Genomic DNA, 14,972 nt, shown 5'->3' with positions numbered 1-14,972 from the left:
AGAAAACATGCGGATTTTGCTGACGAATGATGACGGTATCCACGCCGAGGGTCTGGCCGTGCTGGAGCGTATCGCCCGCACGCTGTCCGACGATGTCTGGATCGTCGCGCCCGAGACCGATCAGAGCGGCCTTGCTCATTCGCTGACGCTTTCCGAACCACTGCGCCTGCGAAAAGTTTCCGACAAACATTATGCGCTGCGCGGCACACCAACCGATTGCGTCATCATGGGCATTCGCGAAGTTCTGCCTGAGAAGCCCGACCTCGTGCTGTCAGGCGTTAATGCCGGCGCCAACATGGCCGATGACGTGACCTATTCCGGCACCATTGCCGGCGCCATCGAAGGCACGCTGCAGGGCGTGCGTTCCTTCGCGCTCAGCCAGGCCTTCAGCCATGCCGACGGCCGTGTCGTGCCGTGGGAAGTCGCCGAAACCTATGCGCCGGATCTTCTGCGCAAGCTGATGAATGTCGATCTGCCTGATGGCACGTTCCTCAATCTCAATTTCCCCAATTGCGCGCCCAAGGATGTGCAGGGCGTTTCCGTGACCGGGCAGGGCAAGCTCGATTTCGGCCTGACCGTGGAAGAACGACAGGACGGCCGCGGTTTCCCCTATTACTGGCTGCGCTTCGGCGAGCGTCTCGGCACCTTCCGCGAAGGCACCGATATCCACGCCCTGAAGCATGGCAAGATTTCGGTCACGCCGCTTAAGCTTGACCTGACGGACTACACGGTGAAGGATCGGGTTGCGCAAGCACTTGGATTCGGAGTCGCCGATTGAAATCCGCAATGGTCGAAAAGGAAGGTTTTGCCGCTCTCGTTCTCCGCTTAAGGGGCGAGGGGATTTCCGACCTTGATCTTTTGACGGCGGTCGAGCAGACGCCCCGTTCCAAATTCGTGCCGCCGCAATTTGCGGCCGATGCCTATTCCAGCCGCACGATCCCGATCGACTGTGGTGCCTTCATGGAAGGCGCCGACATGGCGGTGAAGATACTTGCCCGCCTGCAGCTGAAACCCGGCCAGCGCGTGCTGGAAATCGGCACGGGCAGCGGTTTCATGACGGCGATCATCGCCCGCCGGGTCGAGCGGGTGTTTTCGCTGGAGCGTTACAAGACGCTGGTGCAGCAGGCGCAGAACTGTCTCGATGATCTTTCCATCCGCAATGTCGTCATCCGCCAGGCGGATGGCAGCAATGGTCTGGTGGGCGAAGGCACCTTCGACCGGATTGTTTCCACCGCCGCCTTCACCACCATGCCGCGCTTCTTTGCCGAGCAGATCGTTTCGGGTGGAATGATGATCGCGCCGATCATCATCGAGGGTGATCGCTGCGTGATGACCCGCTTCTCCAAGACCGGCAGCCGCTTCGAAAAGGAAGAGCTGTTTGAGGCACCTTATCTGCCGCTCAGCACCCATATTGCCCGGCATTTGTGACGAAATGAAAATTTTGAAGGCAATTCATTTTTGTCTTCTAATGTTCTGAATTGTCGCAACTATCTGATTTTCAATATCATTATTGTCCCAACATGACGCATACGGTTTTCGTCATGGTTATCGAAGTGTCAAAAAAGCGCCAAACGGCTTAACGTTTTAACGGCGTGGTAACACTAACGCGCTTTAATCATAAACATCGACGCATGGTTTTCCCCACCTCGGGAAATGGGCCTTGCAAGAAGTGAAATTTGTGCCGGATCGGTCTCGATGCGGCGGGTTGGCGTCAGTGTAGATCGAGTCATGCGTATGAGACATTCGTCTAAAATCGGAAAATCAGTCGCAAAAATGTTCGCAGCGGCATTGCTGGCAAGCGTCGCAACGGGCTGTAGCTCGGATGCAACGCGGTTCGGCGGCCTCTTTTCCAGTGGACCGGATCAGATGACCACGGCGTCAATTCCAGCCCGGCAGGGTGGCGGTGCTTATGCACAGGCCCCGGTTCCGCAGGGCGACATGAATGGCGGTTACGCCTCTGCCGCGCCGCAGGGCGGTTACGCCAACCAGAACATGGCGGGTAATTCCTATCCGCAGTCCGGCGGTTACGGCGGCGGCATTCAGCCTTCCACGGCCCGCTCGGCTTCGGCCTCTCCGGTGCAGCGCTCCGAACTGTCGGCGCCTTCGGCAGTGGCAAGCCGCGATCCGTCGACCCGCAACGAAGCCATGGCTCAGCCTTTCCCGTCGGCGCAGCGACAGGCTGCTCCGTCTCTGGCCGCACCGGCCCGCCAGGCCGCAGCACCCGTTACCGACAATCTGACGACCGCAACCGTCCGTTCCGACAAGAATGGCTGGCATACGGATGGTGCTTCTTCCGTGACGCTGCGTCCGGGCGAAAGCATCACCACCATTTCCAACCGCTACGGCGTTCCGGAAAAGGAGCTGCTGCGCGTCAACGGCCTGAAGTCCGCGTCTTCGGCGCAGGCCGGCCAGTCGATCCTCATTCCGAAATTCGGCCAGGTGCGCAACGCCGCCAAGGATGCGGCCGGCAATATCGCGCTGAACCGCAATGGCGACCAGCCGACGCCGCTGCGCAGCCCCGAAGGCAATGTGGCCGTTCTGCCGTCGCAGGCCGCCGCTCGCGACAAGGTTTCCTCCGAGGCCGGCAAGCTGACACCTCCCGGTGGCAAGCCGCTGCCGCCGACTGGTGGCTACAAGGTTCAGCCAGGCGACAGCCTTGCGAAGATCGCCCGCGAAAACGGCGTCTCGGTTGCCGCGCTGAAGGCCGCCAACGGTCTTTCCAACGAAAGCATCCGTGTCGGCCAGACACTTTCCATGCCGGGTGCCGGCACTGACAACGTCAAGACGGCCTCCGTTCCCGCCAAGGAAGCGGCCAAGGCAGTCGAGACCGCCTCCGCCAAGCCGGAGCCCTACAAGGCCCCTGCCGCTGCTGCCGCGACTATCCCTGCCGCGCCGGCCGCTACGGCAAGCGTCAGCGATATCGAAAAGAAGTCCGACATGGCTTCCCTTGCTCCGGAATCCACGGGCATCGGCAAATATCGCTGGCCGGTTCGCGGCGCGGTCATCAACAATTTCGGTGACAATGTCGAAGGCAGTCGCAATGACGGCATCAACATCTCGGTTCCCGAGGGTACGCCGATCAAGGCCGCTGAAAACGGTGTGGTCATCTATGCCGGCAACGGTCTGAAGCAGCTCGGCAACACGGTGCTGGTGCGCCATGACGACGGCAAGGTCACCGTTTACGGCAACGCCGCCAATCTCGACGTGCAGCGCGGCCAGAAGGTCCAGCGTGGCCAGACCATCGCCACCTCGGGCATGACGGGCAGCGCCAAGCGTCCGCAGGTTCACTTTGAAGTTCGCAAGGATGCGACGCCGGTGAACCCATCAGGTTTCCTTGAATAGGTATTGCGTCTCAAGGAATGATGAAGCCGGGTGAAGAGCCCGGCTTTTTCATTTTTGGGGGTGAGGGATCATGGGAGCTTGCGTCGTCGTTGCGACAGGCGTTGTGGGTTTTGGCTTCATGGCACTTCTCTTCCGTCATGCCGGACCTGATCCGGCATCCAGCCGACGCGCGTCGGCGCGGCGAGAAGGACTCCTTTCAGCCCAAGGACTTGGGCTGGCTGGATACCGGCTTAGGGCCGGTATGACGGATCTGGGGATGTGGCCTTAAACGGCTAAGCTGCCCCTGTGTCACTCTGTCTGTTGCCGTCTCACCAACCCCACCGTCTTCTCGATGAAATCCGCAATACTCGCGGTATCATCGAGATCGAAAACGGGGAGCGCCGTGTCCGTCACCTCATGATCGGCGGCAATTGCAATGATATGCGGATCGAGCGGCGCAAGCGGCTCGGTTTTCATCGCTTCCAGCCGGCGCGCCTCGATCTTCGGCACCGGCTCATATTTGTAACCTTCGATCAGCACGAGATCGCAGGGGGCGAGGCGGGAGAGGATGTGCTCGAAGGACGGCTCCGGTTCGCCGCGCAGTTCATGCATGATGGCGAAACGCGTGCCGGAGACGATGGTGACCTCATGCGCGCCGGCCTGCCGGTGACGCCAGCTATCCGCACCGACCTTGTCGATATCGAAATCATGATGGGCGTGCTTGATGGTGGAGACGCGGTAGCCGCGTTCTGTCAACTCGGTGACGACGCGGACCGCAAGGCCGGTCTTGCCCGAATTTTTCCAGCCGGCAATGCCAAAGACCTTTTGTGTCGTCATGGTTGCAGCTCCATCTCTTTGTTTCAACGCATTATCCTACTGGAAATGCTCCAGATAGCTACGCGCCAGCGCCAGCTCGTCCGGGGTGTTGATGTTGAAGAATGGATCGAGGCTGCCCTTTGCCGTTTCCACCGGCGGGAAGGCCACGCCGATGGTGACATGCCGGGCAAGATAAGCCCGGATACGGCGGTTGGCATCGTTCTTCAGCCAGTCCTCCAGATCGTCGGCAAGCGCCACCGGCCACAGTGCGAAGACGGGGTGAAGCTGGCCGCTGGAGGCGGCGATGACGATCGTATTGTCCGATACGTGTTCGCAAAGCCGGGCGACGAGATCGTCTGGAAAGAACGGGCTGTCGGCAGGCGCCGTCAGGAAATGGCTGCCGGTGGCCTCGCGATTGCGGAAATGCCGCATGCCGGCGAGAACCCCTGCAAGTGGCCCGGCATGGCCGTTCAGTGTATCGGGCAGCAGCGGCAGACCGAAACTGTCCGCCCAGTCGCCCTTTTCTTTGGTGGCGGCATTGATGGTGACATCCGAGACCTGTGGTGCGATGCGGCGCACGACGTGAGAAAGCAGCGGTGCATCGCCCAGCGTTACCATTGCCTTGTTGGTGCCCATGCGCCGCGACAGGCCGCCGGCGAGCACGAGACCGGGTATATGATGGGGAAGGGTGCTCATTGCCGCTGTTCCTGCAGCCTTACGACATAGGTGGTGAGAAGGGCGACAAGGCCGGTCGCCAGCATCACCATGAGGAGCGGCCAGGTTCCGTCTTCTTTTGAGAGGACCGATGAGGCAAGCACGGAAAGGGCGGCGCCGCCGCCGATGGTCATCGCGCCGCCAAGACCGGAGGCCGACCCGGCCAGATGCGGCTGGACACTGACCATGCCGGCATTGGCGCTGGGCAAGGTCACGCCGTTGCCGACGCCGATCAGGGCAAGCGGCACGAAGAACGCATAGGCGCTTTCCGCCCCGCCGGTGATCAGCACAATGGTCGTGACGATGCCGGCAATGGCGATGACATTGCCCGAGAGCATCATGCGGGTGATGCCGATCTGGCTGGCATAACGGCCGGAGACGAAATTGCCGAGCATGTAACCGCTGGCCATGAAGAAGAATTGCAGGCCGAGCATGGCCGGGGCAAGCCCATAAAGCACGCTGCCGACGAAGGGCGCGCCACCGAGGAAGGAAAAGAACATGCCTGACGAGAAGGTCGAGGTCAGCGCATAACCCCAGAACAGCGGCGAGCGAAGAAGTTCGGGCCAGGCGTGGAACTGCTGTGAAAAACTCGCCGACTTATTGTGGTTGGTTTCGCCGAGATCGAACCAGGCGAGCACCAAAATGCCGACGCCGAGCAGGGCAAGGAGCGCAAAGCTCGACTGCCAGCCGGAAATGTCGTTGAGCAACCCGCCAACCGTCGGGCCAACCATCGGCACCACGGACATGCCCATGGTTACATAGCCGATCATCGAGGCGGCCTGTTCCATCGGTACCATGTCGCGCACGATGGCGCGGGCCAATACGAAGCCGGAAACGACGGCCGCCTGTGCGACGCGCCCGATCATGAAGACGGTGATGTTGGGCGCCAGCATGCAGACCAGCGTGGCGGCAATCATGATCGCGATGCTGGCAAGCATGACCGGGCGGCGGCCGAAGAGATCGGAAAGCGGGCCGATAAGCAGTTGCAGGCAGGCGGTGGCGGCGAGGTAGCCTGAAACGGCAAATTGCATTACCGCGTAATCGGTCTCGAAATAGAGCGCCATGGCCGCAAGCGAGGGCAGGAACACATTCATGCACAGCGCCGCGACGCCGGCGATGACGACCAGCGTGATGATGTGGGGCGGAGTGGTCCGATCGAGAAAACGGCCGCTTTTCATCTCACTCTCCCGCCTCTTCCGTAACGGCAGTTTTCGTTACGGAAGCTGGCCGCACCGTGGTCGCAGCCGTTGGTGTCGCGGCTGCGCGCTTGGCCATCTGCGAGCGCTTGCGCAGGCTTTCGCGGTAGAAGGTATAAAGGCCTGAACCGATGACGATCATGGCGCCGATGATGGTGAAACTGTCGATCTTTTCGTTGAAGAAGAACACACCGATCATGAAACCCCAGAGCAGGCCGGTATAACGGAACGGTGCGACGAAGGAGATTTCGCCTGATCTCATTGCGAGAATGATCGCCTGATAACCGACCAGCACCAGAATGGCGGAAGCGGCGAGATGCGAGACGATCGTGACGTTCATCGGCTGCCAGCCGCCGAAAGGCACGATCAGCAGGCCGCCCACCGCCATGTTGACGAAGGCGGTGATGACGGTGATGGCGAGCGAAGGTACGTCGGCATACATTTTCCGGGTCAGGAGATCGCGTGCGGCGGTGACGGCGAGTGATGCGACGACCAGCAATGCACCGGGCGTGAAACCTTCCGGGCCGGGCCTGATGATGACGAGCACGCCGATAAAACCGACGATGATGGCCACCCAGCGCCGCCAGCCGACCGGCTCGCGCAGGAACAGCGCCGCACCCAGCGTCACCACCAGCGGCAGGGACTGCAATATGGCCGAAGCATTGGAAAATTCGATGAGGCCCAGCGCCGTCAGATAAAGCACGGCCGCAGTCACTTCACAGAGACAGCGCAGGATGATGATGGGGCGCAGCAGGGTTTTCAACGGCCGGAGCGCGCCGAAATGCCGGGCGGCGATATAGATCAGCACCACGGTCATGATGCCGCGCACGAACATGATCTGGCCGGTGTTGATGTAGGGTGTGACGGATTTCGTCAGGGCGTCGTTGGCCGTGAAGCTTGCCATGGCGAGCGCCATGAAAAGCGCGCCGCGCGTATTGTCCGTCAATGCCATTCCATACGATCCCAGACCATGCGCAGTTTGACCCTGATCGCCCTTTCAGACGGTTTCGGGCGGCCTCGCGGGCGCGACGGCGCATTCCTCCATGTAAAGAGACGTGACACGGCCAAGCCGGCAATTCAACCGTTTATATGGGTGGGTGGACGAGAAAGAAGTTCAGCCGCCAATCAGCCGCCCGTCACGCTCATATGGCGGGCGACGGCGGGGCGTTTATGGGTGCGGTCGATGATGAAATCATGACCTTTCGGCTTGCGCAGAAGGGCTTCATCGATGGCGCTGGACAGATAGGCGTCGCTGTCGGAAGCGCGCAGCGCCGTGCGCAGGTCGGCGGCATCGTCCTGGCCCAGACACATGTAGAGCGTGCCGGTGCAGGTGAGGCGGACACGGTTGCAGCTTTCGCAGAAATTATGGGTCATCGGCGTGATGAAGCCGAGCCGGCCGCCGGTTTCCTTCACCGTCACGTAACGGGCCGGGCCGCCGGTCTGGTAATCGCTGTCGATAAGCGTGAAGCGCTTTTCCAGATCGGCGCGCAGCTGCGACAGCGGCAGGTAGCGGTCGGTACGGTCTTCCTCGATCTCGCCCATCGGCATGGTTTCGATGACCGTCAGGTCCATGCCGCGACCATGGGCAAACCGCATGATTTCAGGCATTTCGGTGTCGTTGAAATCCTTCAGCGCCACGGCGTTGAGCTTGACCTTGATGCCGGCTGCCTGTGCGGCATCCAGCCCTTCCATGACACGGTCGATATCGCCCCAGCGGGTGATCTGGCGAAATTTATCACGGTCGAGCGTGTCCAGCGAGACGTTGATGCGCTTGACGCCGCAATCGGCGAGTTCGGCGGCGAATTTGGCCAGCTGCGAGCCATTGGTGGTCAGCGTCAGTTCTTCCAGCGCGCCGGTGCGAATATGGCGGCCGAGATTCCTCACCAGCGACATGATGTTCTTGCGCACCAGCGGCTCGCCGCCGGTGAGCCTGAGCTTGCGCACGCCGCGCGTTATGAAGACGGAACAGAGCCGGTCGAGCTCTTCCAGCGTCAGAAGGTCTTTCTTCGGCAGGAAGGTCATGTGCTCGGACATGCAATAGGTGCAGCGGAAATCGCAGCGGTCGGTGACTGAAACGCGCAGATAGGTGATGGCGCGGCCGAAGGGGTCAATCATCGGTGCGTTGTTTTCCGTCAGGAATTGCGCTTTTTCAAGCGATCCGGGGAAACTGTTCACGTCTCCATCCTCATTGCGCGATGCGCCTTTCAAATGATGTAGTGGCTTGCCTATCGTGAGGCAAGTCCGTAATTTTGACGCATATTATGAGCGTACGGAAGTGAAAAATGAGTGATGCCTGGCCGACCGAGCTGCTTGTGTCGAAAGACCGGCGCGAATTGACTGTTTCCTTCGACGATGGAAGCGTTTACCGCCTTCAGGCCGAGATGCTGCGGGTGCTTTCGCCCTCGGCGGAAGTACAGGGCCACGGTCCGGGACAAAAGGTCACGGTACCCGGCAAACGCAATGTCGCCATCCGTTCGATGATCGCCACCGGCAATTATGCGGTTCGCATCGTTTTCGACGACGGCCATGACAGCGGTATCTACACCTGGAAATATCTGAGGGAACTGGGCGAAACCGGCGACGCACTGTTTGACGATTATCAACGGCAGCTTGCTGAAAAGGGCTTGAGCAGGGAGCCGCTATCCCGGTAGGCGGACGCAAGGCCTGCGACACTCCCACCCTCATTCCTGTGCTTGTCACAGGAATCCAGCCAGCCCAAGCCCTTGGGCTGAAAAAGACTCCTCCCGCCGCGCCGACGCGCGTCGACTGGATTTCTGTGACAAGCACAGGAATGAGGGGAGGAGGACAGCGGCATCTGAAGCCCGCATGCCTGATGGACAAATAACCCGTTGAATCTGCGCATCGTCCTTCAGTAAAATCGTTTTCGCTTTTCACCTCGATGCGCTAGGAAGTGAGGGAGGGAACACCCTCGTCTTATCGATTTTCAGCGGGGTGGCGTGTGGCTGTCGAAGCGAACGGAAATGATCTGGCCCAGGTGGTCGTGTTGTTGGCGGCAGGCGTTGTCGCTGCGCCGATTTTCAAACGTATCGGCCTTGGCTCGGTGCTGGGTTATCTGGCCGCCGGCCTGGTGATCGGGCCTTACGGGCTCGGCTTCTTTTCCGATCCGCAGGCCATCCTGCATATTGCCGAACTGGGCGTGGTGATGTTCCTGTTCATCATCGGCCTTGAAATGCAGCCGTCGCGACTGTGGTCGATGCGGCAGGATATTTTCGGGCTGGGGGCGCTGCAGGTGCTGGTCTGTATGGCCGGCCTGACGTTGATCGGTGTCGGTCTTGGCTTTCCGGTCATCATGTCCTTCGTCGCCGGCACGGGTTTCGTGCTGACCTCGACGGCGATCGTCATGCAGATGCTGCAGGAACGCAACAGCATGTCCAGCCTCAAGGGCCAGCGCATCATCGCCATCCTGCTGTTTGAGGATCTGGCCATCGTGCCGCTTCTGGCGCTTGTCGCCTTTCTCGGCTCGGGCGGCGAACATGTGACGCCCTCGGAGCGCTGGATTTCCCTGGGCATCGCGCTTGCCGCCGTCGGAGCGCTCATTCTTGCCGGGCGTTATCTGCTCAACCCGTTCTTCCGGCTGCTCGCCGCCTCCGGGGCGCGTGAGGTGATGACGGCGGCCGCCCTGCTGGTGGTGCTGGGGTCTGCGCTGCTGATGCAGGTCAGCGGGCTTTCCATGGCCATGGGCGCCTTCCTTGCCGGCGTGCTTTTGTCGGAATCGTCCTTCCGTCATCAGCTGGAAGCGGATATCGAGCCGTTTCGCGGCATTCTGCTCGGCCTGTTTTTCCTTGGCGTCGGGATGGCGATCGATCTTGCCGTCATTGCGTCCAACTGGCAGCTGGTGGTAGTCAGTGTCGCAGGCTACATGCTGCTCAAGGGTTTTCTCATCTATGGCGTGGCGCGGGCGCTCGGCACCACCAGGCGTGAGAGCCTGGAACGGGCGGTGCTGATGGCGCAGGGCGGCGAATTCGCCTTCGTGCTTTATTCCGCCGCCGTCAGCGCCGGCATTCTCGACCGGGAAGCCAACGCCATCCTGACGGCGACCATCATCATTTCGATGGTGCTGACGCCGCTGATGGTCATCCTGCATGACCGGCTGGTGCCGGCGGCGGTTCCCAATACCGACGATCTCGATGTGCCCGAGAATGTCGAAGGCAGCATTCTGCTGATCGGCTTCGGGCGTTTCGGCCAGATCGTCAGCCAGCCGCTGCTGGCGCGGGGTTACACGCTGTCGCTCATCGACAAGGATGCCGAATTCGTGCGTGATGCGGCGGAGTTCGGTTTCAAGGTCTATTATGGCGACGGATCGCGGGCGGAAATCCTGCATGCGGCAGGTGCGAGTACGGCGCGCGCCGTTCTCATCTGTGTCGACGACAAGGACGCGGCGGTGCGGATCGCGGAGATCGTCAAGCACGAATTCCCGCTGGTTCCGGTTCTTGCCCGCGCCTATGACCGTGGCCACGCCATCGATCTTCTCAAGGCAGGCGTGGATTACCAGATCCGCGAGACGCTGGAATCGGCGCTGAATTTCAGCGAGGAAGTGCTGGGCGCCATGGGCGAGGAGCGTGAAGACGCTGCCCGTCTGGTGGAGGAGTTCCGCGATCGTGACGAGGAACGTTTCGCCATGGAAGTCGTCGGCGGCATCTATGCCGGCCGTTCGCTGATCCGCGGCAATGCCCAGCCGGCCGACCTCGTCGCCGCACGCACCGCACGCGAGCGGGCGGAACGGGAAAAGGCGGAACTGGCGGAAGAATAGGGCCCGCTTAGCAGTGAAGCAGATTTCGAGGGATTGAGGCGAATATGACGATCATTCGTACTGTGGAAGAACTGAAGGCCATCTATGACGGCACGAGCGAAGCCTCGGTCGCGAAGGTGACGGCGAAGCTGACGGCGGAATACCGGCTGATGATCGAGGCATCACCCTTTCTGGCGCTGGCGACGGTGGGGCCGGAGGGAATGGACTGTTCGCCGCGTGGTGACAGGGGCGGTGTGGTGCGGGTGGCGGATGAAAAGACCGTGCTGCTGCCGGACTGGCGCGGCAATAACCGCGTCGACTCGCTTTTGAACATCGTGCGCGATCCGCGGGTGGCGCTGATGTTCCTGATCCCCGGCTCGAATACGACGATGCGCATCAACGGCCGGGCCGTTGTTTCGGTTGATGCGGAACTGCTGCAAAGCTTCGAGATGGATGGCAAACATCCGCGCACCGTCATCGTGGTGACGATCGATGAGGTTTATTTCCAGTGTGCCCGGGCACTGATGCGCTCGGAACTATGGAACCCGGAACACTTCGTCGCACCGGCGTCGCTACCCACGCCGGGCGTGCTGCTGAAAGCCGCGAAAGCGGAGTTCGATCAGGAAACCTATGACCGCGAATGGGCGGCGCGGGCGGCGGCCACGATGTGGTGAGGGGTTGTCGCCAAGATTGCTCATATCAATGTAACGACAGGCTGACGTCTTTCCTCTTCCCTCATTGCTGTGCCCGTCACAGCACACCAGTCGACGCGCGTCTGCGTGGCGGAGGGAGTTTTTCAGCCCAGGACCTTGGCCGGCTACATTCCTGTGACAAGCACAGGAATGAGGGTAGGGGAAGCAGGGTGGTTTTAGTGCACCCGAACTGGCGCATTACGCGTCACGTCCGGTAGATAAGCCAGTTCTTGCCGGTATAGTTCTTCTGCATGCCGTCCTCGTAAAAGACGGAGCGGTTTCTGCCGGTTTCCTTGGCGTGGTAGAGCGCCGTATCGGCATGGCCATAAAGCTCGCCCGGATTGTTGGCCTGTGAAGCGGATGCGAAGCCGATGGAGATCGTCACCGTGCCATAATCGGCGCCCGATCGTGAATTGCGGAAGGGCGTGCTTTCCAGCGACAGGCGGATGCGCTCGCACATCACCATGACTTCCTCCGGCGTATTGCCGTCGAGAATGATCGCGAATTCCTCACCGCCGCTTCTTGCGACGAAGCCATCCTTGCGGACATTGGCGCGGATGACCGAGGCGACGGTTGCCAAAATCTTGTCACCGACGGGATGGCCGAACGTATCGTTTATCCGCTTGAAATGATCGATATCGAGCAGCACCAGCGATGTATATTGCAGGCCGATCGAGCTGTCATAGACGGAAGCCAGCCGGTCATCGAAAGCCCGGCGGTTGGAAAGGCGCGTCAGCGAGTCTGTATTGGCGATGCGCTTATATTCATCCAGTTCCAGACGGACCTGATGCATTTCTTCGGCATGGCGATTGACGTCGTTAAACGCCTTCTCGCCGTCGATGATCTTCGTGCCCGTGGCTTCGGCCAGCAACAGGATCGCATTCTTCAGAATATTGGTGCTGGAGGCGTTCTTGTCATCGATGCGCTGGCGCGTTTCGCCAAGTATCCTGTTGTAGTTCTCGATGGAGGATTGCTCCCGCCGCAACGTACCCAGCAACGCTTCCAGTTCGCGCCTGAGCTTTTCATGCGCGTCGTCGATTGCCCTGACCGGATTGCTTTCGCCGTAGCGCGTGGACAGTTCGTCCAGATCCTCCTGCGTGGCCCGGCTCCCAAGTGCCGCCAGATCCTTGGTCAGCGCCGGGTTCGAGCCGATATAGGCTTCGTAGAAAAGGCTGTAATTACGCGGGATCGGCGAAACACCCATGCTCCGCATGGCGTAGGCAATCTGCCCGGCAATGTCGGGTCCCGTTGTTTTGGGCGTGGATGCCGTGTTCATCAAGAAACTCCAGTGAGTCTGCTTATAGACTATGATTATTATTATGCGGGCTGTTTTGGAAAGCTTAATTTATAGAAAACTAATTTTTGTTCCCGGAAATTCCATTTTCGCTGATTTTTATCTTATTTAATTGATAATTATAAGTAATTTTCATTTTTAGAGATTTCCGGTGTTTTTTCCCTCTACTGTGCGCCTTGGTGACAGCATCGTATTTATTCTGTCAATCCCGATAACGCTTTTCGAGTGATTTATTTTGGCACAGCAATGCAGGGTACAACGAAGGGAAACGTCAGGTCAGTGCCTTTTTTCAATTCGGTAAGACATGACCTATAGGCGGCAAACTTCGCCGATTATGTCTATACACAAGAATCTTACAGTTTTTATTTGGTCGTCTCAACGCCAAACGGCGCGGTTTGCGCCGGTATAGACATGATATTTGTCACGCTTTTGAAACGGTGCGCCGTTCTCAGGACCACTTCGATCCGGCGGCGTCAGGTCCTGAGCTTTATAACCGGGCATTCCGTGCCTGCCGGTGCTTCCGGCGCATGCGGCGGACGGATGATCAGGACATCGGAATGGGCAAGGATGTTCATCATCGATGAATCCTGTTTGGCATAGGCTTCCGCCACGCGTTCACCGCTGTCGTCGGTGCGGAGACGGGCGCGAAGATAATCCTGCCGATGGTCATTGGCCTTCAGCGGCGTTGCGATTCTGACTGTCGCTGTGCGTTGCAGAGGCACGCGGCGGCCGATCCGGCGGATCAGCGGTTCGAGAAACAACAGGCTGCAGACGAGGCTGGCGACCGGGTTTCCGGGCAGGCCGAGAACCTGCATGGTGCCGATCGCGCCGACCATCAGCGGCTTTCCGGGACGCATGGCGATGCGCCAGAAATCCAGCTGCATGCCTTCCGCCTTCAATGCCGCCTGCACGAGATCGTGGTCGCCGACGGAGGCGCCGCCCAACGTCACCAGCACATCCACCTTGGCTGCGACAGCCTTGCCGATGGCGGCGCGGATCAGCGTATCGTCATCGGCGATGATGCCGAGGTCGAGAATATCGGCCCCCGCCTGACGGGCGAGGGCAGCGACGCCAAAAGTGTTGGAGGCGATGATCTGGGCCGGGTTCGGCGTGCTGCCTGGCGGCAGCAGTTCGTCGCCAGTGGCGAGGATGGCGATGCGCGGCCTGCGATAGACAGCCAGCGTGGCGTGGTTCATGGCCGCCGCAAGTGTCAGGTCGGTGAAGCCAAGTTCGCGCCCGGCTTGCAGAACCGTTTCGCCCTGCGCAAAATCCTGCCCGCGCGGGCGAATGTGTCTCCCTGCGGTGACTTCGAAGGTGGTGCGGATCTTGCCGCCTTCCAGCACCTCCGCATCTTCCTGAATGAGGATGGTATCGGCTCCCTCCGGCACGGGCGCGCCGGTGAAGATGCGCACTGCTTCGCCTTCACCCAGAGTGCCGGTAAAGGCATGGCCGGCAGCCGCCTGGCCGATGACGGTCAGGACTGAGCCGATTTCAGATGCATCGACGCTGCGCAGCGCGTAGCCATCCATGGCGGAGGCGTCAAAAGGCGGCTGGGTGAGGCGCGCCGCCAGATCGGCCGAGAGGACGCGGCCATCACATTCGGCAAGCGGCAGGGTTTCGCTGTCGGTTACAGGAACCGCCGCTTCCAGAAGGCGCCGTGTGGCATCATCTACGGGCAGCAGCGGTTTCATTCAGCTCTCCTGCCGGCGAAAATCACCGGATTTGCCACCGCTTTTTTCGAGCAGGCGGATATTGACGATTTCCATCGCCTTGTCGGCAGCCTTGGCCATGTCATAGATCGTCAGGCAGGCGATGGAGACGGCGGTCAGCGCTTCCATCTCCACACCGGTCTTGCCCGACAGTTTCACCATGGCTTCGACGCGCAGGCCGGGCAGGGTGGTATCTTCGGTAATGTCCACCGCGACCTTGGTCAGCATCAAGGGATGGCAGAGCGGGATGAGATTGGCCGTCTGCTTGGCGGCCATGATGCCGGCAAGGCGCGCGGTGCCGATGACATCGCCCTTCTTGGCGTTGCCGTCGCGGATGAGCGCCAGCGTTTCCGGTTTCATCTTCACGAAGCCTTCGGCGACGGCGACACGGATGGTTTCCACCTTGTCGCCGACATCGACCATATGCGCCTCGCCGCTGGCATCGAGATGGGTGAGCTTTGAGGCCTCGCTCATCGGGGA

The 14,972-nt window shown here is 60.3% G+C and carries 14 protein-coding genes; 6 read left to right on the top strand and 8 right to left on the bottom strand.

The genetic code is table 11. The annotated features are described in order from the left end of the window. The first annotated feature begins 7 nt into the window (after positions 1-7). From surE to EXN68_RS05630, 3 genes are all read left to right on the top strand, one after another. Positions 8-778, top strand: a complete 771-nt coding sequence (surE, locus tag EXN68_RS05640; protein WP_065115839.1) for a 5'/3'-nucleotidase SurE — start codon at positions 8-10, stop codon at positions 776-778. Continuing rightward, the gene (locus EXN68_RS05635) at positions 775-1,428 is read left to right on the top strand and encodes a protein-L-isoaspartate(D-aspartate) O-methyltransferase (protein WP_162936635.1); all 654 of its coding nucleotides are present in this window, start codon (positions 775-777) and stop codon (positions 1,426-1,428) included. The genes surE and EXN68_RS05635 overlap by 4 nt, the downstream gene beginning before the upstream one ends. 345 nt (positions 1,429-1,773) lie before the next feature. Next, positions 1,774-3,342 (top strand): peptidoglycan DD-metalloendopeptidase family protein, encoded by a 1,569-nt coding sequence (locus EXN68_RS05630; protein ID WP_161991221.1) that lies wholly within the window; start codon positions 1,774-1,776, stop codon positions 3,340-3,342. A 288-nt stretch (positions 3,343-3,630) separates the two neighbouring features. Here the strand turns inward: EXN68_RS05630 and mobB are convergent, their stop codons facing one another. The 5 genes from mobB to moaA all read right to left on the bottom strand — a co-directional run bounded on the left by mobB (position 3,631) and on the right by moaA (position 8,222). After that, positions 3,631-4,158, bottom strand: coding sequence for a molybdopterin-guanine dinucleotide biosynthesis protein B (gene mobB, locus EXN68_RS05625; RefSeq protein WP_142840009.1), 528 nt, complete (start codon positions 4,156-4,158; stop codon positions 3,631-3,633). Between the two features lie 36 nt (positions 4,159-4,194). Then, a complete protein-coding gene (gene mobA, locus EXN68_RS05620) occupies positions 4,195-4,833 on the bottom strand; it encodes a molybdenum cofactor guanylyltransferase MobA (protein ID WP_142840008.1) in 639 nt (212 codons plus the stop codon). Continuing rightward, positions 4,830-6,029, bottom strand: coding sequence for a multidrug effflux MFS transporter (locus EXN68_RS05615; protein WP_142840007.1), 1,200 nt, complete (start codon positions 6,027-6,029; stop codon positions 4,830-4,832). Before EXN68_RS05615 ends, mobA begins: the two co-directional genes overlap by 4 nt. A gap of 1 nt (position 6,030) precedes the next feature. After that, positions 6,031-6,999: a DMT family transporter gene (locus tag EXN68_RS05610; protein ID WP_065115833.1), complete on the bottom strand. Its 969-nt coding sequence runs from the start codon at positions 6,997-6,999 to the stop codon at positions 6,031-6,033. Positions 7,000-7,172: 173 nt separating this feature from the next. Further along, positions 7,173-8,222 (bottom strand): GTP 3',8-cyclase MoaA, encoded by a 1,050-nt coding sequence (moaA, locus tag EXN68_RS05605; protein WP_142840006.1) that lies wholly within the window; start codon positions 8,220-8,222, stop codon positions 7,173-7,175. 107 nt (positions 8,223-8,329) lie between these two features. Between moaA and EXN68_RS05600 the strand changes: the two genes are divergently transcribed. The 3 genes from EXN68_RS05600 (at position 8,330) to EXN68_RS05590 (ending at position 11,471) form a co-directional block, all read left to right on the top strand. Further along, complete coding sequence (locus EXN68_RS05600) at positions 8,330-8,698, top strand: gamma-butyrobetaine hydroxylase family protein (RefSeq protein WP_142840005.1); 369 nt, start codon at positions 8,330-8,332, stop codon at positions 8,696-8,698. 308 nt (positions 8,699-9,006) lie between these two features. Continuing rightward, positions 9,007-10,818, top strand: a complete 1,812-nt coding sequence (locus tag EXN68_RS05595; RefSeq protein ID WP_142840004.1) for a monovalent cation:proton antiporter-2 (CPA2) family protein — start codon at positions 9,007-9,009, stop codon at positions 10,816-10,818. Between the two features lie 44 nt (positions 10,819-10,862). Beyond that, a complete protein-coding gene (locus EXN68_RS05590; RefSeq protein ID WP_142840003.1) occupies positions 10,863-11,471 on the top strand; it encodes a pyridoxamine 5'-phosphate oxidase family protein in 609 nt (202 codons plus the stop codon). 223 nt (positions 11,472-11,694) lie between these two features. Here the strand turns inward: EXN68_RS05590 and EXN68_RS05585 are convergent, their stop codons facing one another. From EXN68_RS05585 to moaC, 3 genes are all read right to left on the bottom strand, one after another. Continuing rightward, the gene (locus EXN68_RS05585; RefSeq protein ID WP_142840002.1) at positions 11,695-12,765 is read right to left on the bottom strand and encodes a GGDEF domain-containing protein; all 1,071 of its coding nucleotides are present in this window, start codon (positions 12,763-12,765) and stop codon (positions 11,695-11,697) included. A gap of 491 nt (positions 12,766-13,256) precedes the next feature. Next, complete coding sequence (locus EXN68_RS05580; RefSeq protein WP_142840001.1) at positions 13,257-14,474, bottom strand: molybdopterin molybdotransferase MoeA; 1,218 nt, start codon at positions 14,472-14,474, stop codon at positions 13,257-13,259. Further along, positions 14,475-14,966: a cyclic pyranopterin monophosphate synthase MoaC gene (gene moaC, locus EXN68_RS05575; protein ID WP_142840000.1), complete on the bottom strand. Its 492-nt coding sequence runs from the start codon at positions 14,964-14,966 to the stop codon at positions 14,475-14,477. It abuts the gene before it with no gap. Between the last annotated feature and the right edge of the window lie 6 nt (positions 14,967-14,972).

It is taken from the genome of Martinezella rhizogenes (assembly GCF_007002745.1).
In the GTDB taxonomy this organism is placed as follows: Bacteria; Pseudomonadota; Alphaproteobacteria; order Rhizobiales; family Rhizobiaceae; genus Agrobacterium; species Agrobacterium cucumeris.
The sequence above is the reverse complement of the archived record's forward strand: the minus strand, read 5'-3'. Positions and strand labels throughout refer to the sequence as shown.

Bases quoted from the DNA above. Each gene is read 5' to 3' on its own strand.
- surE (WP_065115839.1), top strand. From the start codon at position 8: ATGCGGATTTTGCTGACGAATGATGACGGTATCCACGCCGAGGGTCTG.
- EXN68_RS05630 (WP_161991221.1), top strand. From the start codon at position 1,774: ATGTTCGCAGCGGCATTGCTGGCAAGCGTCGCAACGGGCTGTAGCTCG.
- mobB (WP_142840009.1), bottom strand. From the start codon at position 4,158: ATGACGACACAAAAGGTCTTTGGCATTGCCGGCTGGAAAAATTCGGGC.
- mobA (WP_142840008.1), bottom strand. From the start codon at position 4,833: ATGAGCACCCTTCCCCATCATATACCCGGTCTCGTGCTCGCCGGCGGC.
- EXN68_RS05615 (WP_142840007.1), bottom strand. From the start codon at position 6,029: ATGAAAAGCGGCCGTTTTCTCGATCGGACCACTCCGCCCCACATCATC.
- EXN68_RS05610 (WP_065115833.1), bottom strand. From the start codon at position 6,999: ATGGCATTGACGGACAATACGCGCGGCGCGCTTTTCATGGCGCTCGCC.
- EXN68_RS05600 (WP_142840005.1), top strand. From the start codon at position 8,330: ATGAGTGATGCCTGGCCGACCGAGCTGCTTGTGTCGAAAGACCGGCGC.
- EXN68_RS05590 (WP_142840003.1), top strand. From the start codon at position 10,863: ATGACGATCATTCGTACTGTGGAAGAACTGAAGGCCATCTATGACGGC.
- EXN68_RS05585 (WP_142840002.1), bottom strand. From the start codon at position 12,765: ATGAACACGGCATCCACGCCCAAAACAACGGGACCCGACATTGCCGGG.
- EXN68_RS05580 (WP_142840001.1), bottom strand. From the start codon at position 14,474: ATGAAACCGCTGCTGCCCGTAGATGATGCCACACGGCGCCTTCTGGAA.
- moaC (WP_142840000.1), bottom strand. From the start codon at position 14,966: ATGAGCGAGGCCTCAAAGCTCACCCATCTCGATGCCAGCGGCGAGGCG.